The organism is Ramlibacter agri (assembly GCF_012927085.1).
Lineage (GTDB): Bacteria > Pseudomonadota > Gammaproteobacteria > Burkholderiales > Burkholderiaceae_C > Ramlibacter > Ramlibacter agri.
In genome coordinates this window covers 197272-223243 of the sequence record NZ_JABBFX010000003.1, presented here as the reverse complement: position 1 = coordinate 223243, position 25972 = coordinate 197272, and the positions used below count along the sequence as shown (strand labels likewise).

The 25972-nt window shown below is 67.7% G+C and carries 28 protein-coding genes; 15 read left to right on the top strand and 13 right to left on the bottom strand.

From position 1 onward, the window contains the following. Positions 1 to 9: 9 nt before the first annotated feature. The gene (locus tag HHL11_RS25680; RefSeq protein WP_169421454.1) at positions 10 to 351 is read right to left on the bottom strand and encodes a hypothetical protein; all 342 of its coding nucleotides are present in this window, start codon (positions 349 to 351) and stop codon (positions 10 to 12) included. A 39-nt stretch (positions 352 to 390) separates the two neighbouring features. Next, on the bottom strand, positions 391 to 1242 hold the full coding sequence (locus HHL11_RS25675; protein WP_169422278.1) for an oxidoreductase: 852 nt from the start codon (positions 1240 to 1242) through the stop codon (positions 391 to 393). 91 nt (positions 1243 to 1333) lie between these two features. Here HHL11_RS25675 and HHL11_RS25670 point away from each other — a divergent pair, with 91 nt between their 5' ends. Then, positions 1334 to 2263: an AraC family transcriptional regulator gene (locus HHL11_RS25670; protein WP_169421453.1), complete on the top strand. Its 930-nt coding sequence runs from the start codon at positions 1334 to 1336 to the stop codon at positions 2261 to 2263. A gap of 22 nt (positions 2264 to 2285) precedes the next feature. On the opposite strand, the gene HHL11_RS25665 is transcribed toward HHL11_RS25670, so the two are convergent. Then, complete coding sequence (locus HHL11_RS25665) at positions 2286 to 2774, bottom strand: Lrp/AsnC family transcriptional regulator (protein ID WP_169421452.1); 489 nt, start codon at positions 2772 to 2774, stop codon at positions 2286 to 2288. A 134-nt stretch (positions 2775 to 2908) separates the two neighbouring features. Here HHL11_RS25665 and HHL11_RS25660 point away from each other — a divergent pair, with 134 nt between their 5' ends. From HHL11_RS25660 to HHL11_RS25645, 4 genes are read left to right on the top strand one after another with little or no spacing between them, the layout of a single operon-like run. Then, positions 2909 to 4036, top strand: coding sequence for a M14 family metallopeptidase (locus HHL11_RS25660; protein WP_169421451.1), 1128 nt, complete (start codon positions 2909 to 2911; stop codon positions 4034 to 4036). 33 nt (positions 4037 to 4069) lie between these two features. Further along, positions 4070 to 4858, top strand: a complete 789-nt coding sequence (locus HHL11_RS25655) for a phytanoyl-CoA dioxygenase family protein (RefSeq protein ID WP_169421450.1) — start codon at positions 4070 to 4072, stop codon at positions 4856 to 4858. Beyond that, complete coding sequence (locus HHL11_RS25650) at positions 4855 to 6096, top strand: serine hydroxymethyltransferase (RefSeq protein WP_169421449.1); 1242 nt, start codon at positions 4855 to 4857, stop codon at positions 6094 to 6096. The genes HHL11_RS25655 and HHL11_RS25650 overlap by 4 nt, the downstream gene beginning before the upstream one ends. Positions 6097 to 6142: 46 nt before the next feature. Further along, positions 6143 to 7123, top strand: a complete 981-nt coding sequence (locus HHL11_RS25645) for a tripartite tricarboxylate transporter substrate binding protein (RefSeq protein ID WP_169421448.1) — start codon at positions 6143 to 6145, stop codon at positions 7121 to 7123. Positions 7124 to 7165: 42 nt separating this feature from the next. Here HHL11_RS25645 and HHL11_RS25640 read toward each other — a convergent pair whose 3' ends face one another. Both HHL11_RS25640 and HHL11_RS25635 read right to left on the bottom strand, forming a co-directional pair. Continuing rightward, a complete protein-coding gene (locus tag HHL11_RS25640; protein WP_205964651.1) occupies positions 7166 to 8656 on the bottom strand; it encodes an amidohydrolase family protein in 1491 nt (496 codons plus the stop codon). Continuing rightward, the gene (locus HHL11_RS25635) at positions 8629 to 9060 is read right to left on the bottom strand and encodes a LysR substrate-binding domain-containing protein (protein WP_169421446.1); all 432 of its coding nucleotides are present in this window, start codon (positions 9058 to 9060) and stop codon (positions 8629 to 8631) included. Before HHL11_RS25635 ends, HHL11_RS25640 begins: the two co-directional genes overlap by 28 nt. An 80-nt stretch (positions 9061 to 9140) precedes the next feature. Here HHL11_RS25635 and HHL11_RS25630 point away from each other — a divergent pair, with 80 nt between their 5' ends. Next, the gene (locus HHL11_RS25630) at positions 9141 to 9380 is read left to right on the top strand and encodes a hypothetical protein (protein WP_169421445.1); all 240 of its coding nucleotides are present in this window, start codon (positions 9141 to 9143) and stop codon (positions 9378 to 9380) included. A 102-nt stretch (positions 9381 to 9482) separates the two neighbouring features. On the opposite strand, the gene HHL11_RS25625 is transcribed toward HHL11_RS25630, so the two are convergent. Genes HHL11_RS25625 through HHL11_RS25615 form a run of 3 tightly spaced genes read right to left on the bottom strand, consistent with a single transcriptional unit; the run spans position 9483 to position 12226 of the window. Next, entirely contained in the window at positions 9483 to 10469 is a 987-nt protein-coding gene (locus tag HHL11_RS25625; RefSeq protein ID WP_205964649.1) for a tripartite tricarboxylate transporter substrate binding protein, read from the bottom strand. Between the two features lie 45 nt (positions 10470 to 10514). Continuing rightward, positions 10515 to 11540: a hydroxyacid dehydrogenase gene (locus HHL11_RS25620; protein ID WP_169422276.1), complete on the bottom strand. Its 1026-nt coding sequence runs from the start codon at positions 11538 to 11540 to the stop codon at positions 10515 to 10517. 8 nt (positions 11541 to 11548) lie between these two features. Further along, positions 11549 to 12226: an RraA family protein gene (locus HHL11_RS25615; RefSeq protein WP_169421444.1), complete on the bottom strand. Its 678-nt coding sequence runs from the start codon at positions 12224 to 12226 to the stop codon at positions 11549 to 11551. Positions 12227 to 12365: 139 nt separating this feature from the next. Here HHL11_RS25615 and HHL11_RS25610 point away from each other — a divergent pair, with 139 nt between their 5' ends. Together HHL11_RS25610 and HHL11_RS25605 are read left to right on the top strand one after the other, a co-directional pair. Beyond that, a complete protein-coding gene (locus tag HHL11_RS25610) occupies positions 12366 to 13043 on the top strand; it encodes a GntR family transcriptional regulator (protein ID WP_169421443.1) in 678 nt (225 codons plus the stop codon). A 90-nt stretch (positions 13044 to 13133) separates the two neighbouring features. Further along, positions 13134 to 15152, top strand: coding sequence for a hypothetical protein (locus HHL11_RS25605; RefSeq protein ID WP_169421442.1), 2019 nt, complete (start codon positions 13134 to 13136; stop codon positions 15150 to 15152). Positions 15153 to 15168: 16 nt separating this feature from the next. Here HHL11_RS25605 and HHL11_RS25600 read toward each other — a convergent pair whose 3' ends face one another. After that, positions 15169 to 15918: a hypothetical protein gene (locus tag HHL11_RS25600; protein ID WP_169421441.1), complete on the bottom strand. Its 750-nt coding sequence runs from the start codon at positions 15916 to 15918 to the stop codon at positions 15169 to 15171. 144 nt (positions 15919 to 16062) lie between these two features. On the opposite strand from HHL11_RS25600, the gene HHL11_RS25595 reads away from it, so the two are divergent. From HHL11_RS25595 to HHL11_RS25580, 4 genes are all read left to right on the top strand, one after another. Beyond that, positions 16063 to 16458: a tautomerase family protein gene (locus HHL11_RS25595; protein WP_169421440.1), complete on the top strand. Its 396-nt coding sequence runs from the start codon at positions 16063 to 16065 to the stop codon at positions 16456 to 16458. Between the two features lie 55 nt (positions 16459 to 16513). Further along, positions 16514 to 17065, top strand: a complete 552-nt coding sequence (locus HHL11_RS25590) for a hypothetical protein (RefSeq protein WP_169421439.1) — start codon at positions 16514 to 16516, stop codon at positions 17063 to 17065. 340 nt (positions 17066 to 17405) lie between these two features. Next, a complete protein-coding gene (locus tag HHL11_RS25585) occupies positions 17406 to 18251 on the top strand; it encodes a restriction endonuclease (RefSeq protein WP_169421438.1) in 846 nt (281 codons plus the stop codon). 133 nt (positions 18252 to 18384) lie between these two features. Next, positions 18385 to 19173: a hypothetical protein gene (locus tag HHL11_RS25580; RefSeq protein WP_169421437.1), complete on the top strand. Its 789-nt coding sequence runs from the start codon at positions 18385 to 18387 to the stop codon at positions 19171 to 19173. A 44-nt stretch (positions 19174 to 19217) separates the two neighbouring features. Here HHL11_RS25580 and ltnD read toward each other — a convergent pair whose 3' ends face one another. Then, positions 19218 to 20114 (bottom strand): L-threonate dehydrogenase, encoded by an 897-nt coding sequence (gene ltnD / locus HHL11_RS25575; RefSeq protein ID WP_425355225.1) that lies wholly within the window; start codon positions 20112 to 20114, stop codon positions 19218 to 19220. Positions 20115 to 20316: 202 nt separating this feature from the next. On the opposite strand from ltnD, the gene HHL11_RS25570 reads away from it, so the two are divergent. Together HHL11_RS25570 and HHL11_RS25565 are read left to right on the top strand one after the other, a co-directional pair. After that, a complete protein-coding gene (locus HHL11_RS25570) occupies positions 20317 to 21159 on the top strand; it encodes a hypothetical protein (RefSeq protein ID WP_169421436.1) in 843 nt (280 codons plus the stop codon). 71 nt (positions 21160 to 21230) lie between these two features. Continuing rightward, positions 21231 to 22070 (top strand): SDR family NAD(P)-dependent oxidoreductase, encoded by an 840-nt coding sequence (locus HHL11_RS25565; RefSeq protein WP_169421435.1) that lies wholly within the window; start codon positions 21231 to 21233, stop codon positions 22068 to 22070. On the opposite strand, the gene HHL11_RS25560 is transcribed toward HHL11_RS25565, so the two are convergent. Further along, on the bottom strand, positions 22067 to 23467 hold the full coding sequence (locus tag HHL11_RS25560) for an MFS transporter (protein WP_205964648.1): 1401 nt from the start codon (positions 23465 to 23467) through the stop codon (positions 22067 to 22069). The genes HHL11_RS25565 and HHL11_RS25560 overlap by 4 nt on opposite strands. Positions 23468 to 23608: 141 nt before the next feature. On the opposite strand from HHL11_RS25560, the gene HHL11_RS25555 reads away from it, so the two are divergent. Continuing rightward, on the top strand, positions 23609 to 23968 hold the full coding sequence (locus HHL11_RS25555) for a hypothetical protein (RefSeq protein ID WP_169421434.1): 360 nt from the start codon (positions 23609 to 23611) through the stop codon (positions 23966 to 23968). A gap of 3 nt (positions 23969 to 23971) precedes the next feature. Here HHL11_RS25555 and fghA read toward each other — a convergent pair whose 3' ends face one another. Further along, complete coding sequence (fghA, locus tag HHL11_RS25550) at positions 23972 to 24817, bottom strand: S-formylglutathione hydrolase (protein WP_169421433.1); 846 nt, start codon at positions 24815 to 24817, stop codon at positions 23972 to 23974. Beyond that, complete coding sequence (locus HHL11_RS25545; protein ID WP_169421432.1) at positions 24817 to 25923, bottom strand: S-(hydroxymethyl)glutathione dehydrogenase/class III alcohol dehydrogenase; 1107 nt, start codon at positions 25921 to 25923, stop codon at positions 24817 to 24819. Before HHL11_RS25545 ends, fghA begins: the two co-directional genes overlap by 1 nt. Positions 25924 to 25972: the final 49 nt, after the last annotated feature.

Here is a 25972-nt window from a genome sequence, read left to right as displayed (position 1 = left end):
CGAGTGGGGCTACGCCCGCCCGCCAGGCGCCAGGAGCTTCGCGTTGACCGCGAGGCATACCGCCTCTTCATCGGAGAAGATGGCAAGCAGCCAGAAGGTCGCGTCGGTGCTGGCCGGCCGGCTGCTTGCGTCGCTCGCGGGATCCGCCACCTGCGCCTTGATGTCCGCGGGGAGAGTGGAGGCAAGCAACTCCTCCCGCACGAACGCTCGGACCGGATGCCGGGAGTCTCCCACGGCATAGAGCAGCACCAGGTCCCTCGTCTTGTAGTGCTCGACGGCTTCCCAGTAGGCGCGAATCAGTTTGTCGTCGACCAGCGCCTTGGCGCGGCTCTCGAGGTCAGGATGGCTCATTCCGGGATTTTGCCTGGGCGGGCGCGGCAGGTTTGAGCATCACGACAGCGTTCCTTGGTCCGTGCCATCCGTCGATCGCGTCACGGCCTCCCAAGTCGCAAGTTCCGTACTCATGGCGGTGAGCTTGTCACGCACCAGGCCCAATGCATCACTGCCTAGCAGCAGGTGCGCGGGCGGGTGCGGATTGTCGACCAAGGCCAGCATCGCGCGGGCAGCCTTGGCGGGGTCGCCGAGTTGCCGGCCGCTCTTGGCCTCGCGGGCCCGGCGGATCGGGTCGAACAGCCCGTCGTAGTCCTCGATGCTGCGCGGCGTGCGCACCATCGAGCGACCTGCCCAATCGGTGCGGAACGAGCCCGGCGCAACAGCCGTGACGTGGATGCCCAAGGGCTTCAACTCCTGGCCCAAGGCCTCGGAAATGCCTTCCAGCGCGAACTTGCTGCCGCAGTAGTAGGCAATGCCTGGCATCGTGACGAAGCCGCCCATCGACGTGATGTTGACGATGCGCCCGCGCCGCCGCTTCCGCATGAAGGGCAGCACCGCCTTCATCATGGCTACGGCGCCGAAGACGTTGACATCGAATTGCCGCCGCATCTCGTCCAGCGACGATTCCTCCATGACGCCTTCATGGCCGTAGCCGGCGTTGTTGACGAGCACGTCCACCGGCCCGACTTCGGCCTCGACCTCGGCGACGATGCGGGGGATGGCGTCGAAGTCGGTCACATCCAGCACACGGCCGATCGCGCCGGCCCCAAGCGCCTCGAAGTCCTGCTGCGCCCGCGAGCCACGAACCGTTCCGACGACACGATGACCGGCCGCCAGCGACTCCTGGGCCAGCGCACGGCCAAAGCCACTGCTGACACCGGTAATGAGCAAGTTTTTTCGCAATGCCACTGCGTTCTCCTGAAGATTGGACAGGTCGGCATAATCCTCTGCACCCCTGGCAGTGTCGACGCCGGATTCTCTCAATTCGTTGCCTTTTTCTATGAATGCTCCAGCCGGCTCCATCACGCTGCTGCGTGCCCTGGCGCCCCAGGAGGGCTACAACCTGACGGAGCTGCCGGACGTACGCGTGCTGCGCTCCGACCGGCCGCTGGCCGACACGCCGGTGCTGTACGACCCCGGCATCGTCATCGTCTGCCAGGGTGCCAAGCGCGGTTATTTCGGCGACCAGGTGTTCGTCTATGACGAGCAGCACTACCTCGCCGTCGCAGCGCCGGTGCCCTTCACGATGCAATCCGACGGCAGCGCGGAAAGGCCGCTGCTGGCGCTTTACGTGCATCTGGATTTCCAGCTCGCGGCCGGGCTGATGGTCGATATCGACCGTGCCGGCGGCGTCGCGCCGGCCCAGGTGCCGCAAAGCATGATGTCCAGCCCGATGGACGACGCAATGCGGCACGCCGTGCTTCACCTGTTGCAGGTGTTGAGCCTCCCGCTGGACGCGGCCATCCTCGGTCGCGCCGCCGTGCGCGAGTTGTACTTCCGCGTGCTGACCGGGCCGCAAGGGCAGGTGCTGCGCGCGGCGCTGGCGCAGCAAGGCCGCTTCGGTCGCATCGGCCGGGCGCTGCAACGCATCCACCGCGAGCACGCCCAGCGGCTCGACGTCGCGCAACTGGCGCGCGAGGCCGGCATGAGTGCACCGTCTTTCCACAGCCACTTCAAGGCCGTGACGCACATCTCGCCAATGCAATACCTGAAGTCCATCCGGCTGCACCAGGCCCGCCTGCTGATGGCGCGCGAGGGCATGACGGCGGCCGCGGCCTGCAATGCCGTCGGCTACGAAAGCGCCTCGCAGTTCAACCGCGAGTTCAAGCGCCTCTTCGGCCTGACCCCGACGGCCGAGGCGCGGCGCATGAAGGCCGGTTTCGCGCTACCACCGGCCCAGCCGGGGACGCGGTATGTGGCGTCGCATTGAGCGCCTTGAAGGCGCTGAACCCCTAGCTCCCCAGATGCGCCAACGGCAAGCGCCGTGCCCCCTTCACCGTGCGTAGCGCGAAGCTCGTTTGCAGCGCGCTCACCCCGGGCAGCCCGCCCAACCGATCCAGCATGACCGACGCATAGTGGTCCAGCGTCGGCGTGACGACTTCGAGCAGGAAGTCGAACTGGCCTGACAGCACGTGGCAGGTGACGATCTCGTCGATGGCATCCACCGCGGACAGGAACAGCTCGGTGGCCTTGGGCCCGTGGTCGGCGATGTTGATGCAGACGAAGGCCGTCACGCCCAGGCCCAACTGCCGGCGGTCCAGCTCCGCGCGGTAGAAGGCGATCACGCCGGCTTCCTCCAGCCGCTTCACGCGCCGCAGGCAAGGTGTGGGCGACAGGGCGACGCGCTCCGCCAGTTCCACGTTCGACAAGCGGCCCTCCTGCTGCAGGAGCGCCAGGATCTTGAGGTCGGTGCGATCCAGCCAATCGGTTGCGGGCTTCATGGTTCGGTTTCCCACTGCTTAGCAGGAATCACTCAGAGAAGTCCGAATTTTGGCACGTTAGGCTCATAAAGCCGAAATCGTGAGGGATATTTGGTCTATTTCGCTGCGAGCGCGACCCTAAACTGCTTCCCAACATGCAGTCCATCAACGATGCGGAAGCGGCCTTCTCGGCCGGCTACCACCAGGCCCGGGAAGCCTTCCTCGCAGCAGCGACCAAGGCGGGCGCACAGCTCCAGCAATACGCATGCCCGGCGCGCGGGCCGCGCGGCGAAGCCCTGAGCACCGACACCGCGTGGATCGGCGAGCCCGGCGCGACCAAGGTCCTCATGGCGCTGTCCGGCACGCACGGCGTGGAGGGCTTCTGCGGCTCCGGCTTCCAGGTGCACTGGCTGCGCAGCGGCCTGCAGCGGCAACTGCCCGCCGACACGGCGGTGCTGTTCGTCCACGCCGTGAATCCCTATGGCTTCGCGTGGCTGCGGCGGGTGAACGAGGACAACGTCGACCTCAATCGCAACTACCTGGACTGGAGCCGGCCGCCTCCGGACAACCCGGGCTATGCCGAGATCGCCGGCGCGCTGCTGCCCGCGCGCCTGGACGGGCCCGAGGCCGCCGAGGCCGAGGCCGTCCTGGCCCGCTACCGCCAGCAGGTCGGCGAAGTGGCGTTCTATCGCGCCCTGGCCAGCGGCCAGTTCATCGACGCGCAAGGCATGTTCTACGGCGGCGCCGGGCCCACCTGGTCCAACCGCACGTTGCATACGGTGATGGCCGAGCGGCTGGCGCGGGCCACCGACGTCACCTGCATCGACTTCCATACGGGCCTCGGCCCCTTCGGCCACGGCGACCTGATCTCGGACCACGAGCCCGGCACCGGCGCCGCGCAGCGCGTGCGCCAGTTCTGGGGCGATGGCGTGTCCGAAAGCCGCCGCGGCCAGACCCTGCCGCTGGTGCAGGACGGCCCGACGCACTTCGGCGTCAACCGCGCGCTGCCGCATGCCCGTGTCACCTTCGGCACGCTGGAGTTCGGCACCTACGACCGCGACTCGGGCCGCGCCGCGCTGCGGGCCGATCACTGGCTGCACGTGCACAGCGACCCGCTGGGCCCGGAGGCCGCTGCCATCAAGCAGGCCTTGCGCCGCCAGTTCTACCCCGACACCGCCGACTGGAAGGAAGCCGTGCTGTTTCGCGGGCACCAGCTGGTGCGCATGGCGCTGGCCGGCATGCAGGGCGCGCACGCCCAGCGCGGCCAGCCCGTGCGCCCCTGAAGGCCGATCGCCACAAACCATCCCAAGGACCCCATGCGACTCACAGAAGAACAACTACGCCGCCTCGACGAAGACGGCTTCCTGGTACTCCCCGGCGTGTTCACGCCGGAGGAAGTGGAACTGCTGCGGGGCGAAGTCCCGGGCATGGTGGCCGAGCAGCGGCCGGAGAACCCGCGCGAAGCCGGCAAGAGCACGGTGCGCAACATCCTGTCGCTGCACCGGCGCAATGAGCTGTACCGGCGCCTGGTCAGCCATCCCCGCATGCTGGAGGCCGCGCGGCAGATCCTGGGCGAGGAGTGCTACCCGCAGCAGGTCAAGATCAACCTGAAGACCGGCTTCGACGGCGGCGGCTTCGAGTGGCACACCGACTTCGCCACCCACCACAACCGGGATGGCGTGCCGAAGCCGCGGGCGCTCAACTTCCACATCCACCTGGACGACGTCACCGAGTTCAACGGCCCGCTGATGTTCGTGCCCGGTTCGCACAAGCGCGAGATCCCGCTGAAGCGCAGCGTGGACGGCGAGAAGTGGGAGCTGTGGACCGTGCCGCACGAAGCGGTGACCGAGCTGGTGAACGAGCTGGGCATGGTCTCGGCCAAGGGCCCGCGCGGTACGCTGCTGGTCTTCGGCGACAACTTGCTGCACGTCTCGGCCGCCAACGTGTCGCCGTACCCGCGCTGGATCTTCTCGGTCATCTACAACCCGTGCAGCAACCCGGCGACGAAGGACGTGCCCGAGATGGCGCACGAGCGCGACCGGCGTCCGCTGCAGTCGCTGGCCGACGACTGCCTGCTCCAGCCCGTGCTGCCCGCCGCTGCATGATGCAGGGCCTGCGCACGCTCGATCCCGAGGTCGCGGCCCTGATCGCGCAGGAGGCGCAGCGCCAGTCCGACCGGCTGGAGCTGATGGCCTCCGAGAACCACATCAGCCTGGCGCAGCGCGAGGCCAGCGCCAGCGTGCTGGCCGACACCACGGTGGAGGGCTATCCCGGCGCGCGCTTCCTGGCCGCCTCCGCGAGCGTGGACGCGCTGGAGCAGTTGGCCATCGATCGCGCGTGCCGGTTGTTCGGCGCGCGCTTCGCCAACGTGCAGCCGCACTCCGGCACCCAGGCCAACCAGGCGGTGCTGCTGGCGCTGCTGAAACCCGGCGACACGCTGCTTTCGATGGACCTGCGCGCCGGCGGCCACTTCAGCCACGGGGCGGGCGGCACGCTGTCGGGTGACTGGTTCACCGCCCACCACTACGGCGTCGATCCGCAGACTGGCCTGATCGACGCCGACGAGGTGCTGGCGCTGGCGCGCCGGCACCGGCCGCGGCTGATCATCGCCGGCGCCTCCGCGTATCCGCGCGCCATCGACTTCGCGCGCTTCGCCGCGATCGCGCGCGAGGTCGGCGCGAAGCTGATGGTGGACATGGCCCACGTCGCCGGCCTGGTCGCCACCGGCCACTTCCCGAATCCGCTGCCGCATGCCGATGTGGTCACCACGACCACCTACAAGAACATCCGCGGCCCGCGCGGCGGCCTGGTCCTGTGCAACGACCCGGAGCTGGCCGCGCGGCTGGATGCCGCGCTGTGCCCGGGACTCCAGGGCACGCCGCTGATGCAGTTGATCGCCGCCAAGGCGGTGGCCTTCGGCGAGGCGCTGCAGCCGGCTTTCCAAGCGTACAGCGCGCAGGTGCTGCGCAACGCGCGTGCGCTCGGCGCCGGCCTGTCCGCGCGCGGCCTGCCGCAACTCACCGGCGGCACCGATGTGCCCTTCGTGGTGGGCGACCTGCGCGCACTGGGCCTGCAGGCGGCGCCGCTGGTGCGCGCGCTGGACACGCTTCAGGTCGGCTGCAATGCCGTGCCGGTGCCCGCCGACACGGATTTCGAACACGCCCACGGGTTGCGTCTTGGGGTGTCCGCCATGACCACCCGCGGCATGGCCGACGCCGAATGCGAGCTCATCGCCGGCATCGTGGCCGATACCGCGCAAGCGCTCGCCGCGAGCCGGCCGCCCCCGGCTGGCGCGGCCGAAACCGTGCGCGCGCTATGCCGGCGCTTCCCGCTCGCGCCTTGAACACCGAACCCATCCACCCATCGTTCATTTCCTGGAGTCACCCACGATGAAACGCCGCACCCTCCTCGCCGCCGCTGCCGCCCTGGGCGCGGCTACCGTGGCTCGCGCCCAGAACCCCGCGATTCCCTCGGTGCTGACGCTCATGGTCCCGTTCCCGGCCGGCGGGGTGTCGGACCTCTATGCCCGCGCGGTCGCCCCGCGGATGGCGAAGGAACTGGGCTGCACTGTCATCGTGGAGAACCTGGCAGGCGCCAGCGGCAGCATCGCCGTGTCGAAGGCGCTGGCGCGCACCGGCAGCGACATGCTGGTGGTGGGCTCGCCCACGGAGATGATCCTGGCCCCGGCAATGCTGCAGTCGGCGCGCTACAAGCCGGCGGACTTCCGGCCGCTGGGCCTGTTGTCCCGCTCCTCGCTGGCGCTGTATGCGCGCGCCGACCTGCCGGCAAACAACGTGGACGAACTGGTTGCCTGGGCCAAGGCCAACCCCGACAAGCCCCTGAGCTACGGCTCCGTCGGCATCGGCAGCATCTATCACCTGGCGGGGCAAGCCTTCGCCGACGCCGTCGGCGTGCCCATGAACCACGTCCCCTACAAGGGCGGTGCGCCGCTGCTGCAGGACCTGGCGGGCGGCCACATCGACCTCGTGCTGCTACCCGCGAACGGCGACATGGCGGGCCGCGTGGCCACTGGCAAGCCAAAGGTTCTGGCCGTGGCGGGCAGTACCCGCTCGCCGGTGTTCCCCAACGTGCCAACCTTCGCCGAATCGCACAGCCTGGCGCGCTTCACCACCGCCGATTCCTGGGTGGGCCTGTTCATTCCGGCGGCCGCGCCGGCGCCCCTGACCCAGGCGATCGGGCGCGCCGTGCAGGTTGCGATGGGGGACGCCGAGGTCCAGCGCCAGCTGCAGGCGCAATCCGGCGTGCCCCTGCCGGCGCCTTTGCCGCCGTCCCAGCTGGCCGCCTTTTACGCGGCGGAGATCGACCACTACACGCAGGCCATCCGCAAGGCGAACCTGCAGCCGGTGTGAGCGTTTCCGATCCAGGCGTACGGCAGCCGGCCGGCGACAGCGTCAATTGGTGCGGAACAGGTTCTGCGGAATCCCCGCCGCGTTGAAGACGTAGTCGCGCGAGGCTTGCAGCTGCTGGCGCAGCCGGCGCAGGTCGACGTCGAGCAGCCTGCCCTTCCACTTGCGCACCTTGCCGGCGACGATCACCGTCTCGACGTCGGAGCGATCCATCAGCGAGACCACCGCACCCGGCACCACGTTGAGCGGCGCCACGTTGATCGCCTCGGCGTCGAGGATGATGATGTCGGCCTCCTTGCCCGGCGTCAGCGAGCCGGTCTTGCGATCGAGCCGCAGGTCGCGCGCGCCCTCCATCGTGGCAAAGCGCAGCACGTCGCGCGTCGTCAGCAACTCCGGCAGCCCGGGCGGGTTGTTCTGGTCCAGCGCCAGCTGGTTGACGAAGGCCTTCTGCAAGGCCATGGCGCCGCGCATCTGGCTGAACATGTCCGCCGTCAGGGTGCATTCCACGTCCACGCTCAGCGAAGGCTGGATGCCCAGCGACAGCGTCTTCAGGATGGGCGGCATGCCATGGCGCATGTTCATCTCGATCGGGACGGCCAGTGAGACGTTGGCGCCGGCATCCTTCACCTTCTGCCAGCTCATGTCGGACATGCCGGTCATGTGGATGAACAGGTTGTCGGGGCCGAACTGGTTGGCCGCGGCGAGCGCATCGAAGGTCGGCCCCATGCCGAAGCTGCCGACGATGTGCGCCACCACCTGCAGCCCGAGCTGGCGGCCGACGGCCCAGGCCGCCGCGTAGCCAGGCAGGTAGATCTCGGCGCCCATGGTCATGGACAGGAGCTGGTCGTCGGAGGCGAAGTACTGCGCCTTGATGCGCGCGGCATCCGCCGGATACTGGTTGCCGGGGACGTTGCCCGCGCTCTCGAAGTAGCCGAGCACGCTGCGCCGCCCCGAATCGGCCAGGCCCTTGATGGCGGCGTCGGAGTGCTGCGGCGAGTGGTGGATCTGCGAGATGTCGTGCACCGTCGTGACACCGGCGTCGATCTGGCTGAGCGCGCCGAACAGCTCGTTGACGTAGACGTCCTGCGGCCGGTACACCGGGGCGAACTTGCCGAGGATGTAGTCGAAGTAGTTGATGGCGCCGTGCGGCTTGCCGTCGTTGAACAGCAGGCCGTCGGCCAGGAAGCTGCGCAGCGCGGTCTCGAACTGGTGGTGGTGCGTGTCGATGAAGCCGGGCATCACGATCTTGCCGGTGGCATCGATCGGAGTGCCGTACGCGGGCAGGTGCGGACCGACGGCGAGGATCTTCTTGCCATCGACCAGCACGTCGGCCTGGACGAAATCGCCCACGTTCGGGTCCATGGACATGACGTGGCCGCCCTGGATGACGTAGCGCCGCCCGTAGCGGCCGCTGTCCGCCGGCGGATCATCGCCACCGCCCGCGGCAGCGCGCTCGGTGAACAGCCCCAGCCCGGCCGCCGCGGCAGCGGTCCCCACCGCCCCGGCCTTCAGGAAATTGCGCCGCGAATGGCGCATTGGATCGAAATGGTACTGCGGCCTTCCTTGATCGCACAGTTGGCACATTTGGCACGCCTCCTCCAATTGGGAGCCGCCCGGGATGGCGACTCCTCGGCGCAGTCATAGGTGGAGGGATCGCTGGTGTAAAGAAGAATTACATCGAGATATGGGTAGTGGACGACTGGTGCCGGGGGGGGAGGCGGATCCAGCAGGACGGCCGCCGCGTACGCCTTCACGTGCTCGATGAACGCGCGCAGCTTCGGCATCACCTGCGCGCGAGCCGGAAAGTAGAGGAACAAGCCGGACGACGAAGAGGCATGGCCGGCCAGCACTTCTTCGAGGCGGTGTGAAGCGATGTGCTCCCGCGCCGTGGGCTCGGGGACCTGGGCCAGGCCGACGCCGCCGAGCGCTGCGGCGACCATGGTGGGAACGGACGTTCGCCCGTGCGGCCGCCTATGGCGATCTCGCCGCGTGCATCCTGGCCCTGCTCACGCTCGCCACCTTGCGCCGCCCGCTCGGAATCGGCCTCGCATGGATCTTCAACGTCTGGGGAACGTTCGACCTGTTCGATGCGTTCTACCAGGCCAACGCGTCGGGCCTCTCGCCCGGCCAGCTCGGCGCGACGTTCTTCATTCCCACGCTCATCGTGCCGATGCTGCTGGTCACGCATTTCCTGGCGTTCCGGATCCTCCTGAGGGCGGAACACTCGCCCGAGCTTGCCGGCGCGGCCGCAGCCAGGTGAGCGTTCCCCCCGCCCTCGCGATGCTCGCGTTTCAGCTGTCGGCGGTGAAGCCCACCTGCAGCGCCGCATTGGGAGCAGGAACGTGAAGCTGCGCGCCGGAGACTACTTCTCCCCCCAGGGCATCACCTGCCACAGCTGCCTGAAGCCCGCCTCGGTCTCCTTCAGTTCTTCCGCGTAGGCTTGCGGCTCCAGATAGCGCATGGGAGCGAAGTAGGCGGAGGCCCTGGCCTGGAACTCCGGGTCGGCCGCGGTCTTCTTCAGGGCCTCCACCAGCTGCTCACGCACAGGCGCGGGCAAGCCTTTCGGCGCGGCGAACCCGCGCAGGGACGCCATGATGATGTCGAAGCCCTGCTCGCGGAACGTGGGCACGTTGGGCGCCACGTTGGTCCGGACCGCGCTCATCTGGCCCAGCTGGCGGAGTTGGCTGCCGCCCTTCACGGCGGCCAGGGCTTCGCCGATGTTCATGATCGCGAGCGTGACCTGCTTGCTCACGACGGCATTGAGGACCTCCGAGGCGCCCTTGAAGGGGACGTGTGTCATCTTGATCCCGGTGGCCTTCTCGAGCTTGAGGGCTGCGAGATGGTCATCCGAGCCGATGCCGGTCGTCCCGTAGGTCACCTCCCCAGGGTGCGCCTTGGCGTACGTGACGAGGTCCTGGAGGGTCTTGATCTGGCTGTCGGTTCGCACCGAGATGTTGTCGGGATCGTCCACCACGTTGCCCAGCAGGTCGTAGTCCTGCCACTTGAAAGCGGACTTGCGCTCGATCGGGATGGTCAGAACGTTGGGCGTGTTGATCATGCCGATCGTGTAGCCGTCCGCCGGCGCCCGCGCGAGTTCGGCGAAGCCGATGCCGCCACCCGCGCCCGCATGGTTCACGACCACAATATTGGCGTTGTTGCCCAGGTACTTGGCCATGTATTGCGCGGTCAGCCGGGCGATCATGTCGCTGCCGCCGCCGGGGGCATAGGACACGATCATCTTGATCGGCTGTTCCGGGTAGGCCGCGAGCGCCATGCCGGGCGCTGCCGCCACGGCGGACAGCATCAGGGCCGGCAGGAAGCGGCGCAGGACTGTGGTGATGCGTTGCATTCGTTTGTCTCCTTCTGGGACGAGGGTGGAATGGAAGGGGCGTCTTCAGCGCAGGATCTGCGCGCGACGCTTCTCGTAGGCCGGCCAGGCTTCCGGATTGATCAGGCGGGGGGGCCGTTCCCCGGCCAGCAGGCCGACGATCTGCTCCGCGCTGATCGCGGCCATGTTGCGGCGCGCCTCGTGCGTCACGCCCGCCACATGGAAGGTGGCAAAGACGTTGTCCATGGCCAGCAACGGATGGTCCAGGGGTGGCGGCTCCTGGTCCCACACGTCGACGCCGGCACCGGCCAGGTGGCCCGACTGCAGCGCCTGCACCAGGGCTGCTTCGTCGTGGATGCCTCCGCGCGCCGTGGTGATGAAGATCGATCCCTTCTTCATGCGTGCAAAAGCGGCGGCGTTCATCATCTTCAGGCTGCCCGCATCGCGGGGGCAGTGCAGCGACACGAAGTCGGACCGGGCAAGAAGCTGGTCGAAGGACACGGACTCGGCGCCACGGCGTGCGATCTCTTCCGCGGGCAGGAGCGGGTCAGTTGCGATGACCTCCAGCCCGAAAGCGCGCGCGAGGGCCGCGACCCGCGTGCCGATGTGGCCGATGCCCACCAGTCCGACCGTCTTGCCGCGGATCTCGCGGCCCATGACGTCCTCACGGGCGTAGCCGATCTCGCGCCGCATGCGGCGGTCGCCCTCGATCATCCGGCGGGAGAGGCCGAGAATCATCGCGAGGGTGTGCTCCGCGACGGAGACTGCGTTGCCGCCGGCCTGGTTGACCACCAGCACGCCGGCCGCGGTGCAAGCGGCGACGTCCACCGTGTCATAACCCGCCCCGCCGGAGGACACGCACAGCAGGTCCGGGCAGCGCGCCAGCAGGCCGGCGCTTGCGAAGAACTCCTTCGGCAGTTCGTCCTTCGCGGCGGAGACGTGATAGACGTGTGCCGCCGACAGCTTCTCCCATGCCGCTGCGCTGTTGCCGCGCACCGAAAAAATGCCAGGCGCGATGTCGGGCTCGCCGGCCAGGCGCTCGTCGAACGCGGGCGCGATCCACAGATCGGAGCGGACGACCCGCTTCTGCATGCCGGCCATCAAACGGGCTCCGGATCGCAGCCGATGCGCTTGAGCGTCGCGTCGATCCAGCTCGTGTCGAGGCGCCCCGCCGCGATGTCGGCCAGCATCTTCTTTTCGGCCTCCATCTTCTTGTGCGTGGCGGCGAGCAGTTGCTCCGCATCGTCGAAAGGAACGCAGAGCAGGCCGTCGGCGTCGCCGACGATCAGGTCGCCGGGCTGGATCACCATGCCGTCGATCGCAATCGGCACGTTGATCTCGCCGGGGCCGTCCTTGTACGGGCCACGGTGGGTCACGCCTGCGGCGTAGAGGGGGAAGTCGCCTCGACCGATCTCCTCGGAGTCCCGGACGGCGCCATTGAGCACGACGCCGGCCACCCCGATCTTCACGGCGGTGGCCACCATGATTTCGCCAAAGAGGGCGTTGGTCAGGTCGCCGCCCGCGTCCACCACGATCACGTCGCCGGGCCGGGCCAGCGTGAGCGCCTTGTGGATCATGAGGTTGTCGCCGGGGCGGCATTTCACCGTGAGTGCGGGACCGGCCAGGGGGCCACCCTTGTGCATGGGGCGAAGGCGCGGGCCTCCCGCCGTCATGCGCGCCATGCAGTCGCTGATGTTGGCGACGGGCAGGCCGCGGAAGGCGTCGACGAGGTGCGCGGGGACCTGGCGGCGGCGCTGGAGGATCTGGAGTCCGGGCATGGAAGGTCTTGTTTCGTGAGGACGGCCTGAAATGTACAATAAATAAACAAAACGGCGAGATCTTGACACCAAGGGTTGGCATCTACAGATTGAGAAGCAGACTCCGAAGCTCGTTCGTTGAACAAACTGGGAACAAACGATGGCAGCCGCAGCCGACAAGGCCTACGAAGCGCTGAAGCAGAGGGTGGTTGGTGGCACGTACGCGCCGGGCGAACAGCTGAAGGAGGAGCACCTCGCGCGCGAGCTGGGCATCAGCCGCACGCCGGTGCGCGCCGCCCTCAAGCGCCTCGTGGACGACGGCCTCGCCACGGCCGATCCGAACCGGGGCGTCCGGGTGGCCGAGTGGACCGAGTTCGACATCGAGGAAACCTTCGACCTGCGCGGGCTGCTGGAGTCGCACGCCGCCGAACTGGCAGCGCGCCGGGGCGGCCCCGCATTGGCCGCCGTCCTGGACGACCTCAACGACCAGATGGATCGCGCGATCCGCAAGGGCGGCAGCGAGTTGCCGGAGCGCCTGCAGGACATCAATGCCCGCTTCCACCGGGCGATCCTGGATGGCAGCGGGTCGCCACGCCTGCGCTCGATCCTGACCGCACTGATCGACATGCCCATCGTGCTGCGTTCGCACTTCATCAGTACGCTGCAGGACAAGCTGCAGAGCCTCAGCCACCATCGTGACCTGGCCGCCGCGGTGCGCGCGGAGGACGGCGAACTGGCGAAGCAGGTGATGCAACTGCACCTGCGCGTGGCGGCGCACCGCTTCAAGCGCCAGCGCCAGGACTTCAAGCCTGCCGCCACCGGCACGGCCCGCCGATGATCCCGGCCCTGCAGACGAGCCCTCCCCGCCGCCCGCCTGCGACGGACCGGTGACGTCAGCGGCAAAATGCCGGCGGCTACAGTCAGCACCATGCATCGACTCCTGCCCACCCTCCTCGCCGCGCTGGCGCTGGCCGGGCCTGCCGATGCGCAGACTCAGGACCGCCCGCCCTTGCCGGAGCTCTTGCAGCAGGCAGGCGCCACGGGCAGCAACGGTGCGCCCGACCTGCGGCAGCTCGACGCCTCGCCGACACGCGACCAGCAGATGCCGTTCTTCCGCGGGATCATGGCCGCGCCGTTCGAAGCGCCCTACCGCGCCGGCGTGCTGGCAGATTCGTTCCGCGGCGCAGCCGGGTCGCCGCGTGACCTGATCGGCTGGGCCGGAGTGCTCTCGGGCGCGCGGCTCCAGCGTCCGCTCGATTTCGGCATGGGTTCCATCGAAGCGAAGCTGCTCGCCGCGCCCGACCCGCTGGCGGCGGGCCTGGCCTGGATGGCTGCGACGAAAGCCGGCGCCGGTTGGGTGCCGGTGCTGCCCGACGAGCAGCAACTGCCCAAGCCCTTGCGTTACGAGCTCGCGCGCGTTCTCGCCGCCATGTCGCAGTCGCACCAGTTCCTGCAGCGCGCTTTCGAGCGCTTTCCCCCGGGCGTGACGCCGCAGCTGCTGCGCCGGCAGGCGCTGCAAGGCCAGCTCACCCAGTTCGAGACACCGGACTACCGGCAGTTGCTGCCGCTGGTGGAGCGCGAAGCCCTGCTCGCCGGCATGCTCGACCTGGTCGGCGCCGTCGACCACCTGCAACGCTTCGTGAAGAACGAAGCGGCGCTGCCCGCGGTTGCGTGGTCGCTGCAGACGCCTTTCGGCTGGATCGTCGTCGACACGACCGGCCGCAACAACCGGCACCAGCTGAAGGATCCCTTGCTGGTGCTGGATGTCGGCGGCGACGACGAGTACGAGTTCCTGGCGACTAGCGACACGCACGAGATCAGCGTGCTGCTGGACGTCGGCGGCAACGACAGGTATGTGACGGCCGCGCCCGGCGCCGACCCGTCGGCCGCGACTCTCGGCTACGGCATTCTCTGGGACACCGAAGGCGACGACCGCTACGAAGGCACCGAACAGGCGCAGGCTTCCGCGCTCTTCGGCGCTGCATTGCTGTTCGATGGCGGTGGCCGCAACCGCTTCGTCGCAAGCAGCCATTCGCAGGCGCACGCGATCGGCGGCATCGCCGTCCTGGCCAGCGGCAGCGGCGACGATGAGTACACCGCGCAAACGTACTCGCAAGCTTCAGGCGGGCCAGGCGGCGTCGCGGTGCTGGTGGACACCGGCGGCAACGATCGCTACACGCTAAGCAACACGCCGCTGGTGCGGCCTTCCCCGCAGCTGCCAGACCGCAACACGTCGATGGGCCAGGGCGCCGGCTACGGGATGCGCGGGGTGTTCTTCGACGGCCGCTCCACCGCGGGAGGCATCGGCCTGCTGCTGGACCTGGCGGGAAACGATCGCTATGAAGCGCAGCTGATGGCGCAGGGCTTCGGCTACTACGAGGGGCTGGGCATGCTGCTGGACGACGGCGGCAACGACCATTTCGAGGCGGCCTGGTACGCCATGGGCGCGGCGGTCCACTCCGCCGCGGGGATCCTCCTCAAGCGGGGCGTCGGAAATGACGTCTACCGCTCCAGCCACGAGATTGCGCTGGGCTCCGCGCAGGACTTGTCGGTTGGCGTGTTCGTGGACGAGGGCGGCGACGACGACTACAGCGTCGGCCAACTGAGCCTGGGAGTCGCCAACGCGAACAGCACCGGCATCTTCGTCGACGCCGCGGGCAACGATCGCTACGCCGTCGCGTCGCCAACCTGCCGCGCGCTTGGCGCCGCGTACGTGCCCGAGTGGGGCAACGCGCGCGAGACCTTGCCCAGCCTCGGCCTCTTCCTGGATCTCGGTGGCGTCGACAGCTATCCGGCGCAATGCGTGCGCGCTGGGAACAACAAGCTCTGGGCCGGTCCCCGCGAGTGGCCGCAGCTCGGTTTGCGCAGTGAGGCGGGAGCTGGCGTGGATGGTGAATGGGCGCTGCCGTTCGCACTGCGCCTGCTGACGAGGCCGGCGGGGCAGTGACCGAAGGTCCGTCCGCTCAATCCCGCGCCAGCGCCTCCCTGGCGATGGGGACTATCGCGCCACCGCAGACCGTCTCGTTCCTCGCGTATTCCTCCGGCGTGTCCAGCTTGTCATGCTGCGCCGCTACCTTGTTCATGGCCGCTTTGACTTCGGGAATCCAGGAGTTCGTGACGTACTTGGCCATCTGGCTGCGCAACTCCGCCTCGCTGCCGATGAACGTGCGTCGCGCGACCTGCCTGGCTGCGCGAGCCGTCATTTCCGCGGCCACCGCCTGCAGGTGACGTTCGTTGATGGCAACGTGCTTCATCTCGTGCTCGGCGACATGCGCGTAGGCGCAACTGCCCGCCGGTAGTTCCTTGGCGACCGAGATGCGATGCGGCGCCAGCTGCAGCTCGACCCACCCGAGCATGCGGCCGCAAGCCTTTCCGGTCCGGCCTTCTTTCAGCGGCCTCGTCGACACGTGCGCCGTGTACGCCAGCTCGAAATCCGTCGTTCCGAGGGTCACCCTGTTCCGCTTCATCGATCCGGATTTCCCGGTCAACTCCAGCATGCCGGCGCTGTTGTCGTAGCTCACCTCGCCGGGCTTGTAGTCGAAGACCAGTTCCCCGGCGGGCAACCGGTGCTCGCATTGAAGCTGGAAGGAGTCGGAAGCATGGGCGGCGAACCCGGAAGACATGGCAAGAGCCATCAAGACTGCGGCACGCATAGGGAGTGCCGTGATTGTCCCGGGGCGCATGCGGATCGCGACGCAGGCTGTCTCGGACATGCCACGGCATTTCTGGCGCGTCGCACGGATATCCGATCGCCGCCGCTGCGCGGGGGACAGGCGGCGATGGCGTGCCGGCGCGTAAGGAACTGACTAGGATAGCGGAGCGTTACGCCTGGGACGCTCGTCGGATCGGAGGAATCAATGCCCTACCTGCAACTGGACGTCTCCCGCAACTACCCTGTCGCCGACAAGAAACGGCTTGCCGCGGCGATGAGCGAGACCTACGCGCGGATGATGTCCGTGGACATCCGGCGCATCAGCGTGGCCATCCGCGAGCTGGGCGAGGGTGGCGTCTGGAGAATCCCGGAGATCGGCGGCGAGCCCACCCCGGTGTCCCTGATGATGCTGGACATCCGAAGGGGCCGGCCGGCGGAACTGAGGATGGAACTGGCCAAGGCACTTTGCGGGCACTGCAAGGACATCCTCGGGATTCCGGAAGACCGGCTCAACGTCGAATTCACCCAGCATGACGGGGACGAGATGTACCACCCGACGCTTGGCGGCTACAGCCCGGATTGGAAGCCGGGCGAGGGTTGAACGGGGGCGAACGGGTCGTCTGCGACAATGGGCTGAGCCCCCAACTGGAACCTGGATGCCTTTCACAGACCTTGCGCAGCAGACTCACGACTTGCTGACACGGCGCGCGGCCGCACTGAAAGACACCAAGCCAAATGAGGTTCACACGATAAGGTTCCGCACCAGTGAAATTCATCTGGGTGCCGAACAGGCGTCGGTTGCCGATAGCCTTCAGCGGTGGTCCAAGCTGGGAACGCGCTGGATTTACGTTTTCGACACGACGGCAAGCGAGGCCGAGAGGAAGGCGCTAGTTGCATCGTTCTCAAAGGCCCGCGACGTGAAGACGGCCAAATTCCGGTACGCTCGATTGAACGACGAATCGGGCAAGAGCAGCATCCTGTACGTCGGCAGCAGTGAGTCTTTGCGCACGCGAATTCGAAATCACCTTGGTTACGCTGTCGGCCCGTCGTCGCTCAACATGGCCTACTGGCAGAACATGCCAGACATCGAATTGCGGCTCCAGGCGGCGCGCTATCCTGATTCGATCTCCAAGGAAGCGCTGTGCGACCTTGAGGACGCGCTTTCGGTGAGACTGACACCGCTTTTCGGCAAGCGTGGCTCCGCCTAAACGGCCGGCATGCGCGTAGAGCGTTTGCCTACCGGCGTCGATTCTGAGCAGTGACAGCCGCGGCTTGAGGCTAAGGCGCGTTCGGCCGAATCTTCATTCAGGTCCGCATCCGGCCAGAAACATACGCCACGCAAGGTCGCCAGGGACGTGGCCTAGGCCCTAGCACCCGCGTATCTCTCCCTTTAAGGCGGAGGGCTTCCTACATTCGCAGCGCAGGAACACGCGCGTCAGTGCGCATGTAAGTACCGACTGAGAAAAGCTTAGACTAGCCAGAACGAGCGATCCGGGCGAGACCGCTCTAAAAGCGGGGGCCCAAGTGCCGAACATCCGATCTCTCGACATGAAACTTCTCGACGACCTGTTCGAGATGAACGGTGGCTATGTCCTGGATTTCTCCGATCGAACGATGTCCACATTCTTCGCCGAAGAGCTCAATGTGGACATAGACGACGACGCCTATCGCGAACACGGGACTTCCAAGGCCAAGCGGCTGCGCTGCTACTTGAACACGGTGGATCTCGCAACGTCGGTCAAGACGCTGCGGGCATTGTGGGATTATCGGGAAGGAGTGCGCAAGCATCGTTCGCGGGCGGAGCGGGTGCCAAATGCGGAAGGGCGCTTCCTCTCTCTCCTGAATCGCATGGAAGGCAAGCCGGAGGCGGCGCCATTCAGCGAGCCGCCAAAGGCGGCGTTTGACCGCCCGAAAATCATGGCCCTGAAACAGCGGTTGATCGAGCTCTCGTCGATCGAGCCTCAACCGCGTGGCTACGCCTTTGAAGCCTGGCTGCGCGACGCCTTCAATTTATACGGGTTGCAGGCGCGCGAGCCATTTCGCAACAAAGGGGAGCAGATCGACGGCAGCTTCGTCCTGCAAGGCGAGATTTACTTGCTCGAAGCCAAGTGGGAATCGGCAAAGACCGCGGCGGCCGACCTGCACGCGTTCCAGGGCAAATTGGAGCAGAAGGCAGCATGGGCACGTGGACTGTTCGTTAGCAATAGCGGCTTTACCAATGAAGGTTTGGCCGCATTCGGGCGCGGCAAGCGGGTGGTGTGCATGGACGGTTTGGATCTCTTCGACACTCTCGACCGCGAACTGCCTCTCAATATCGCACTGGAGCGCAAGGTCCGGCGCGCCGCGGAGACCGGCCTTCCGTTCGAACGGATTCGCGACCTGTTCTCGCGCTGATCGTCGCCCGCAAACAGCAAGACGAGAGCGGGTCACCTCGAATGTTCGCTTTGGGTCGGAAGCCGACATATCGGCGACCCGACGCAGTTAGCCATAGCATCGGACCCACTGCGGGAGCAGGAGAGGAGTTGCCTTGACACACAAATCTCTTCATGTGTCCGAGTTGCGTGTTCCTCTCGAAGCACTGAGGGGGCTCACGGACACGCAAAGGTATTTCTGGTACCTCTTGGGGCAGATATATAACGAAACGCTTTGCACGCGCAAGTTGATCTCGTTCACAACCCCGTCGGCCAGAGCAGATCGGCGAGTGTTCCGTCGGGAGGCGGAGTTCTCTCAGGTGTTCTTTCTGTTCAGGATGGCGTGCAGCAAAGTCCATGAAGCACGAGTTGCGCTGCACTCGTCACCCATCTCTCAGGTGCTGCGGCAGGATGTCTTTCCAACTTGGCGTGATGGAGAAGCCGAGTTCAAAGAGCTAAACCGCACCCTGCATGACGCGAAATGGCTACGGGCCTTTCGGGACAGCATTGGCTTCCACTACCCCTCAATGAAGCAGTTGCTGCCAGCGATCACGCCCAACGACCAATGGGGTGACGACCTGATCTACTTGGCCGACGGGGGCGGGAACATGTTCTTTGCAGGGGCTGATGCGATTTCTAGAGCGCAGATGTTCGAAACGGTGAATGCTGCGAACGGAGCGCCGCCAATGGAGGAGCTCATCGAAGACATGGTTGCTCTGGTCGTGACATTGAACGACTTTGTCGGCCACTGCCTCGGGCAATTCATGATCCCGCGGCTAGTCCCCAAATACGAGCCGAAGGTTCTGGGCAAGGTTCTTGCACCGCACCTCTACGACGTCGTGGCTCCATTTTGGACACATCAAGACGGTACTCGATCCTCTAAGAAAAAGTCCAACAACAGGTGATCCAAGGACCGCGATCTCCGCTTCCGGCCAGAACCAGTCATCACCTACCCACCGCGCCGCGGCAGCTCGATCCCCGGAAAGATCTTGATCACCGCACTGTCGTCCTCCTTCCCGTGCCCCGCGCTGGACGCCTGCATGAACATCTGGTGGGCGGTGGACGAAAGCGGCAGCGGAAACTTGCTTGCACGGGCGAGGTCCAGCACGAGCCCGAGGTCCTTCACGAAGATGTCCACGGCGGACAGGGGCGTGTAGTCCGCGGCCAGCACGTGCGGCATGCGGTTCTCGAACATCCAGCTGTTGCCCGCGCTGTGCGTGATCACCTCGTAAAGGGCCGCTGCATCCACGCCCTCGCGCAGGCCGAGCGCCATCGCCTCGGCGGCCGCCGCGATGTGCACGCCCGCCAGCAATTGATTGATGACCTTGACCTTGCTGCCCGCGCCGGCCTGGTCGCCCAGGCGGTACACCTTGGCGGCCATGGCATCGAGTATCGGGCCGGCCCGATCGAAGGCCGCTGCCGCGCCCGCAGCCATGACCGTGATCTCGCCGCTCGCGGCGCGCGCCGCGCCGCCGGAGATCGGCGCATCGAGGTACAGCAGCCCCAGGTCGGCCAAGCGGCCCTCCATGCACGCGGACCACGCGGGATCGACCGTCGAACACATCACGAACACGCTGCCCGGGGCCATGCTCGCCGCGGCGCCATGCTCCCCGAACAGGACCTCCTCGGTCTGCGCGGAGTTGACGACGACCGAGACCAGCACAGCGCAACCCGCGGCGGCTTCCGCCGGGGTCGCGCATGCCACGCCGCCTTCGCGGGCGAAGTCCTGCGCAACGCCTGCGCGGGCATCGCAGACGCGCAGCGGGTAACCCTTGCGGCGCAGGCTGCCCGCCATGCCGCGTCCCATCGCGCCGAGGCCGACCAGGCCGACTGTGCTCATAGACATCGCGTCCGACTCCTTGATACGGGATGCGATCCTATACATGCCCCGGGGGACAGAGCAACAAGATCCGGTTCGGGGCCGGAAGCCCAGTCCTGCTCGATGGATCAAGGGCACGGAATGTTTCTTCCGGACCTGGAACACAGTCTCCGCGCACCGTTCTTGCCTCCACGCGCATCCGCCCCTTACGATGGACGCCAAAGACGTCATGCTCCCTCCGTTCCCCATCCGCTACCGCATTCCAGCAGCGCTGCTCCTCGGCCTGCTTGTCGCACCCGCGGGCGCGGAGACCGCCAACCGCGCGACGATGGAGCCGCTCTCGGGCGTCGAGGTCAGCTACGAGCGCCTGGGCGCCGAGGACAGCGCGAGCCCGCCCGGCCGCTTCGACGGCTCGCTGTCCACGCCGGCGGGGACGCTGCGCACCACGGTCCATGCCGCGCCGGGCGGCGAGGAGCAGTTCCAGCGCGGCGACACCAGCTTCGAGCTGGCGAACCCCGTCCTTGGCGGCAAGCTGCAATTGCGGGAACGTGAAGCCGGCGGCACGGCCGCGGCCTGGCGCGCGCGGATCGCTGCGGGCCTCAGCGCGGAAAGCCAGTACGAGTGGGCGCCCGCACGTAGCGGGCAGGAATTGAAGTTGCAGCAGCAGTTCGGCCAAGGTCATGTCGCTGCCCAGGCCCTGCGCTCCAGCTCGGACAATGCCGCCGCCGAAGGCTCGCGCTGGGACCTCGAATTCACCCAGGACATCGGGTCGGCGCGCTGGAGTGCCGGTGTCGACGCGGCCGAACGCAGTTACGTTTCGGCCGCGGGCGCGCAGGAAGCGCGCGCCGGTGCGCGCCTCGGCACGCAATGGCGGCTCCTCCCGTCCACGCGGGTGGAAGCGCGCTACACCCGCCAGGTGCGCTGGGACACGGAAGCTGCCGTGTCGACCGCCATGCTCGGGACGCGCTTCGACCTGCCCTGGCGATCGACCCTGTCGACCGGCCTGGAGTGGGACACGCAGGACAAGCACAAGGCCTCGGTGACCCTCACCGTGCCGCTGGACGTTCGCTGATCCGGTCCGGGCGGGCCGCGGTGGCACGCCCTAGAATTCCTCCACATCCCCACCGGGGCGAGGAGGCGCGCATGCAGGCTTTCCAGGGCAAGACGGCGTTCATCACCGGCGGCGCTTCCGGCATCGGGCGGGCGTTGGCGAAGGCGCTCGGCGCGCGCGGCGCAGTGGTGCGCGTCGCCGACATCGACGGCGCCGGGGCGCAGCGCGTGGCCGACGAGTGCGGCGGCACCGCGGTGCAACTCGACGTGCGCGATGCCGATGCAGTGCGCAATGCGGTGGAAGCCTTCGCCCGCGAGCACGGCCACCTGGATTACATCTTCAACAACGCCGGCATCGGCGCCGGCGGCGAAGCGCACGAGATTCCGCTGCCGGTCTGGCGGCACGTGATCGACATCGACCTGTACGGCGTCCTGCACGGCGTGCTGGCGGCCTACCCGATCATGGTGAAGCAGCGCTCGGGGCACATCGTCAACACCGCCTCGATGGCCGGCCTCGGGCCGGCGCCGCTGCTGGCGCCTTATGCGCTGGCCAAGCACGCGGTGGTCGGCCTTAGCACCAGCCTGCGCATAGAAGCGGCGGCGCATGGCGTGCGCGTGAGCGCGCTGTGCCCTTCCGTCATCGAGACGCCGATCCTGGAGAAGCGCAACCTGCAGGGCACGGGCATCCCCTGGGTCCCGGACGCCCGCCGTTTCCTGACGCGCGTGGCCGGCACGCCCTACCCCGTCGACCGCTGCGCCGAGGACACCCTCGCCGCGGTCGAACGCAACGAACGCGTCATCGTGATGCCGGCGCGCGGCCGTATCGGGTGGCTGCTGGGACGCTTGTTCCCGAAGTTGCCGGAGAAGTTGCTGCAGGCCGCCGTGCAGGCGGAGCGCAATACGCGCGCCGCCGTCGCCACGCGCGAGGCTTAGCCCGCGCGTCCCGCGGTAGCGCGGGTCATCTCCGCGCCGGCATCGTGCGGCAGCCGCCAGAAGCTCACGGTCGCCAGCGCGCAGATCGCGCCCATCACCAGGAAGGCCACGCGGAAGTCCGGCAGTTCCAGGTGCGGGTGGCCGTTGGCTGCTTGCGCCAGCGCCAGCAGGATGGCGCCGACCGCCACGCCCATCGCGGCCGCCACCTGCATGGAAATCGTGGACAAGGCCGAGGCCGCGCCGCGTTCGGGCAGCGTCACGTCGGCGAACATCAGCGTGTTCACCGCGGTCAGCAGCATGGAGCGCACGCAGCCGGCCGCGACCAGCAGCAGCACCAGCACCAGCCAGGGCGTCTGCGGCCCGGTGAACGCGAAGGCCGCTATGGCCACCGCGTTGGCGAAGCCCATGAGCACCAGCACGCGCCGGAAGCCCAGGCGCAGAAGGATCGGCGTGGACACCGACTTCATGCCCAGGTTGCCCAGGAAGTAAGGCAGCAGCATCGCGCCGGCATCGACGGCGCTGCGCCCCAGCGCCAGCTGGAACAGCAGAGGCAGCAGGAAAGGCGTGGCCTGCAGGGTCATCGAAGCGAAGGTGCCGCCGGTGACCGTGGCGACGCGGAAGGTGTGGTGCGCCAGCGGCGCGAGGCTGACGACCGGATGCTCCGCGCGTCCCAGGTGCCAGACCGTTGCATACAGCGCGACGAAGCCGGCCGCGATGGTGACGAGGGCCGGCGCCACCGCCACATGCTCGCCGACGGCGTGGGCCGTGGCTTCCAGTCCGCCCAGCAGCAAGGTCAGGCCCAGCGCGGCGCCGACAGCGCCCCGCACGTCCAGCGGCCGCGGCGGCCGCAACTCTTCACGCGGCACCCAGCGCAGGATGAGGAAGATGGCAACCGCACCCAGCGGGATGTTCAGCAGGAAGTTCCAGCGCCACGACGCATAGGTGGTGATGAAGCCGCCGAGCGGCGGGCCCAGCACCGGCGCGAACAGCGCGGGCCAGGTCAGCAGCGCCTGGATGCCGATCAGGTCTTCCTTGCGCGCGCGCTGCATCGCCAGGGTGCGGCCCACCGGCATCATCAGGCCGCCGCCGAAGCCCTGCAGCGCGCGGGCGATCACCAGCTGTTGCGCGTCCTGCGCCAGTCCGCACAGCAGCGACGACACAGTGAACAGGGCGATGGCCAGCGCGAACAGGCGGCGCAGGCCGAAGCGCTCGCCCAGCCAGCTGGCCAGCGGCAGCACGGCGGCCGCGGCCAGCAGGTACACGGTGACTGCCGCGCTCAGCGCCAGCGGGCGCACGCCGAGGGCGCGGGCCATTGCAGGCAGGGAAGTGTTCAGGATGGAGCCGTCCAGCAGCAGCATGAACAACGCTGCCGCCACGGTAAGAGTCACGCGACGCACGGGGGGATTCTAGGGAGGTCGGTGTACCGGGCGCTGGGAGTCGGGCTTTCGATCATGAAACCACGTCACCAACAGCAACGCGCCTTGGCATCCTTCCCGCGTCGCACCATACTTGCCGCAGCATTCCCTGAGGAGCCCGCGATGTGCCACCTGATCCGTGAAGACGCGATGGAACCGGAACCCAAGGGCGCGGGCGCGACGCCGCCCAGCATGCAGTTGCCGCGGCCGCGCTGGATAGCAGCCGGCGCAATGGCCGTAGTCGGCGGCCTGGCGCTCGCCGCGCTGGTGACGCCTTCCACGCTGCCGGAGCAGCCGGTGCCGAAGCACGCGGCCACCGCGCCGGTTGCCACCCCGGTCGCTCAACCGATCCCGGTCGCGACGCAGAAGGTGATCGAGCACCTCACCATCAGCGGCGGCATCGACAACACCGTCGATGACGGCGTGCCGATGTCCAGCGAGATCGCCAAGGCGAAGGCGCACGATTGCATGGAAGGCATGTAGCCCTCAACCGGCCAGCGCTTTCGCGTGGTGCGCCACGTGCTCCGCGATGAAGCTCTGGATGAAGAAGTAGCCGTGGTCGTAGCCGGCATGCCGCCGCAAGGTCAGCGGCTGGCCGGCGGCCGCGCAGGCCTGCTCCAGCCGCTCGGGCCGCAGCTGCGTCGCCAGGAACTGGTCTTCCAGGCCCTGGTCGACCAGTAGCGCAGGCACCCGTGCGCCCCGCCCCAACAGCTTCACCGCGTCATGCGCGGCCCAGGTCGATGGGTCGCCCTCCAGGTAGCCGCCGAAAGCCTTCTGGCCCCACGGCACTTCCGTCGGCGCGCAGATCGGCGCGAAGGCCGACACGCTGCGGAAGCGCCCGGGGTGGCGCAGCGCCAGCGTCAGCGCGCCATGGCCGCCCATCGAGTGGCCCAGCACGCCCGCGCGATCCATCTGCACCGGGAAATGCTCCTGCAGCACCTGCGGCAGCTCCTGCATCAGCCAGCTTTCCATGCGGAAGTGGCGCGCATAGGGCTCGCGCGTCGCGTCCAGGTAGAAGCCGGCGCCGTGGCCGAAGTCCCAGTCGGCATCCGCATCCGGCGCGCCGGTGCCGCGCGGGCTGGTGTCCGGCGTCACCAGCACCAGCCCGTGCTTCGCCGCATGCTGCTGCGCGCCGGCCTTGATGGCAAAGGTCTGCTCGTTGCAGGTGAGGCCCGCCAGGCACAGCAGCACGGGGCAAGGCCCTTGCTGGGCCTGCGGCGGCAGGTAGACGCCAAAGCGCATGGGCAGGCCGATCTCGCTCGACGCATGCTCGTAGAAGCCCTGAACACCGTCGAAGCAGCGGTGCTGCTCCAGCGTGGTCACATCCGCCATCAGTAGACCACCACGGAGCGGATCGATTCGCCGGCCTTCATCAGGTCGAAGCCCTTGTTGATGTCTTCCAGCTTGAGGCGGTGCGTGATCAGGTCGTCGATGTTGATCTTGCGGTCCATGTACCAGTCGACGATCTTCGGCACGTCGGTGCGGCCGCGCGCGCCGCCGAAGGCCGAGCCCTTCCACTCGCGCCCGGTCACCAGCTGGAACGGCCGCGTGCTGATTTCCTTGCCGGCCTCGGCCACGCCGATGATGATGCTCTGGCCCCAGCCCTTGTGGCAGCACTCCAGCGCCTGGCGCATCGTCGTCGTGTTGCCGATGCACTCGAAGCTGTAGTCGACGCCGCCATCGGTCAGCTGCTGGATCGCGTCGACGATGTTGGGGTGGTCCTTCGGGTTCAGGAAGTGCGTCATCCCGAACTTGCGGGCCATCGCCTCGCGCTCGGGGTTGAGGTCGATGCCGATGATCTTGTCGGCGCCCACCATCCTGGCGCCCTGGATCACGTTGAGGCCGATGCCGCCCAGGCCGAACACGGCGACGTTGGCGCCCGCCTCCACCTTGGCCGTGAAGATCACCGCGCCGATGCCGGTGGTGACGCCGCAGCCGATGTAGCAGACGACGTCGAAGGGCGCGTCCTCGCGGATCTTGGCCATGGCGATCTCGGGCGCCACGATGAAGTTGCTGAACGTGGAAGTGCCCATGTAGTGCAGCACGGGCTTGCCGTCCAGCGAGAAGCGCGCGGTGCCGTCCGGCATCAGGCCGCGGCCCTGCGTCGTGCGGATCGCCTGGCACAGGTTGGTCTTGCGCGACAGGCAGAACTTGCACTGCCGGCATTCGGGCGTGTACAGCGGGATGACGTGGTCGCCGGGCTTCAGCGAGGTGACGCCGGCGCCGACCTCGCGCACGATGCCGGCGCCTTCATGGCCCAGCACGGCCGGGAACAGGCCTTCGGGGTCGGCGCCCGAGAGCGTGTAGTAATCGGTGTGGCAGATGCCGGTGGCCATCACTTCCACCAGCACTTCGCCGGGGCGCGGACCGTCCAGGTCCAGCGTTTCGATGGTCAGGGGAGCGCCTGCTTTCCAGGCGACGGCGGCTTTCGTCTTCATGCGATGTCCTTCTTGCGAGGGACGCATCATCCCTCATCGCGGCACGGCT

What these genes read in the sequence shown, in the direction of transcription:
- HHL11_RS25625 (WP_205964649.1), bottom strand. Translation starts at nt 10,469, where the DNA reads ATGCAACGCATCACCACAGTCCTGCGCCGCTTCCTGCCGGCCCTGATG.
- HHL11_RS25680 (WP_169421454.1), bottom strand. Translation starts at nt 351, where the DNA reads ATGAGCCATCCTGACCTCGAGAGCCGCGCCAAGGCGCTGGTCGACGAC.
- HHL11_RS25610 (WP_169421443.1), top strand. Translation starts at nt 12,366, where the DNA reads ATGGCAGCCGCAGCCGACAAGGCCTACGAAGCGCTGAAGCAGAGGGTG.
- HHL11_RS25570 (WP_169421436.1), top strand. Translation starts at nt 20,317, where the DNA reads ATGCTCCCTCCGTTCCCCATCCGCTACCGCATTCCAGCAGCGCTGCTC.
- HHL11_RS25655 (WP_169421450.1), top strand. Translation starts at nt 4,070, where the DNA reads ATGCGACTCACAGAAGAACAACTACGCCGCCTCGACGAAGACGGCTTC.
- ltnD (WP_425355225.1), bottom strand. Translation starts at nt 20,114, where the DNA reads ATGTCTATGAGCACAGTCGGCCTGGTCGGCCTCGGCGCGATGGGACGC.
- HHL11_RS25565 (WP_169421435.1), top strand. Translation starts at nt 21,231, where the DNA reads ATGCAGGCTTTCCAGGGCAAGACGGCGTTCATCACCGGCGGCGCTTCC.
- HHL11_RS25595 (WP_169421440.1), top strand. Translation starts at nt 16,063, where the DNA reads ATGCCCTACCTGCAACTGGACGTCTCCCGCAACTACCCTGTCGCCGAC.
- HHL11_RS25660 (WP_169421451.1), top strand. Translation starts at nt 2,909, where the DNA reads ATGCAGTCCATCAACGATGCGGAAGCGGCCTTCTCGGCCGGCTACCAC.
- HHL11_RS25640 (WP_205964651.1), bottom strand. Translation starts at nt 8,656, where the DNA reads ATGCGCCATTCGCGGCGCAATTTCCTGAAGGCCGGGGCGGTGGGGACC.
- HHL11_RS25585 (WP_169421438.1), top strand. Translation starts at nt 17,406, where the DNA reads ATGAAACTTCTCGACGACCTGTTCGAGATGAACGGTGGCTATGTCCTG.
- HHL11_RS25645 (WP_169421448.1), top strand. Translation starts at nt 6,143, where the DNA reads ATGAAACGCCGCACCCTCCTCGCCGCCGCTGCCGCCCTGGGCGCGGCT.
- HHL11_RS25635 (WP_169421446.1), bottom strand. Translation starts at nt 9,060, where the DNA reads ATGGTCGCCGCAGCGCTCGGCGGCGTCGGCCTGGCCCAGGTCCCCGAG.
- HHL11_RS25650 (WP_169421449.1), top strand. Translation starts at nt 4,855, where the DNA reads ATGATGCAGGGCCTGCGCACGCTCGATCCCGAGGTCGCGGCCCTGATC.
- HHL11_RS25665 (WP_169421452.1), bottom strand. Translation starts at nt 2,774, where the DNA reads ATGAAGCCCGCAACCGATTGGCTGGATCGCACCGACCTCAAGATCCTG.
- fghA (WP_169421433.1), bottom strand. Translation starts at nt 24,817, where the DNA reads ATGGCGGATGTGACCACGCTGGAGCAGCACCGCTGCTTCGACGGTGTT.
- HHL11_RS25615 (WP_169421444.1), bottom strand. Translation starts at nt 12,226, where the DNA reads ATGCCCGGACTCCAGATCCTCCAGCGCCGCCGCCAGGTCCCCGCGCAC.
- HHL11_RS25545 (WP_169421432.1), bottom strand. Translation starts at nt 25,923, where the DNA reads ATGAAGACGAAAGCCGCCGTCGCCTGGAAAGCAGGCGCTCCCCTGACC.
- HHL11_RS25590 (WP_169421439.1), top strand. Translation starts at nt 16,514, where the DNA reads ATGCCTTTCACAGACCTTGCGCAGCAGACTCACGACTTGCTGACACGG.
- HHL11_RS25620 (WP_169422276.1), bottom strand. Translation starts at nt 11,540, where the DNA reads ATGCAGAAGCGGGTCGTCCGCTCCGATCTGTGGATCGCGCCCGCGTTC.
- HHL11_RS25555 (WP_169421434.1), top strand. Translation starts at nt 23,609, where the DNA reads ATGTGCCACCTGATCCGTGAAGACGCGATGGAACCGGAACCCAAGGGC.
- HHL11_RS25600 (WP_169421441.1), bottom strand. Translation starts at nt 15,918, where the DNA reads ATGTCCGAGACAGCCTGCGTCGCGATCCGCATGCGCCCCGGGACAATC.
- HHL11_RS25670 (WP_169421453.1), top strand. Translation starts at nt 1,334, where the DNA reads ATGAATGCTCCAGCCGGCTCCATCACGCTGCTGCGTGCCCTGGCGCCC.
- HHL11_RS25605 (WP_169421442.1), top strand. Translation starts at nt 13,134, where the DNA reads ATGCATCGACTCCTGCCCACCCTCCTCGCCGCGCTGGCGCTGGCCGGG.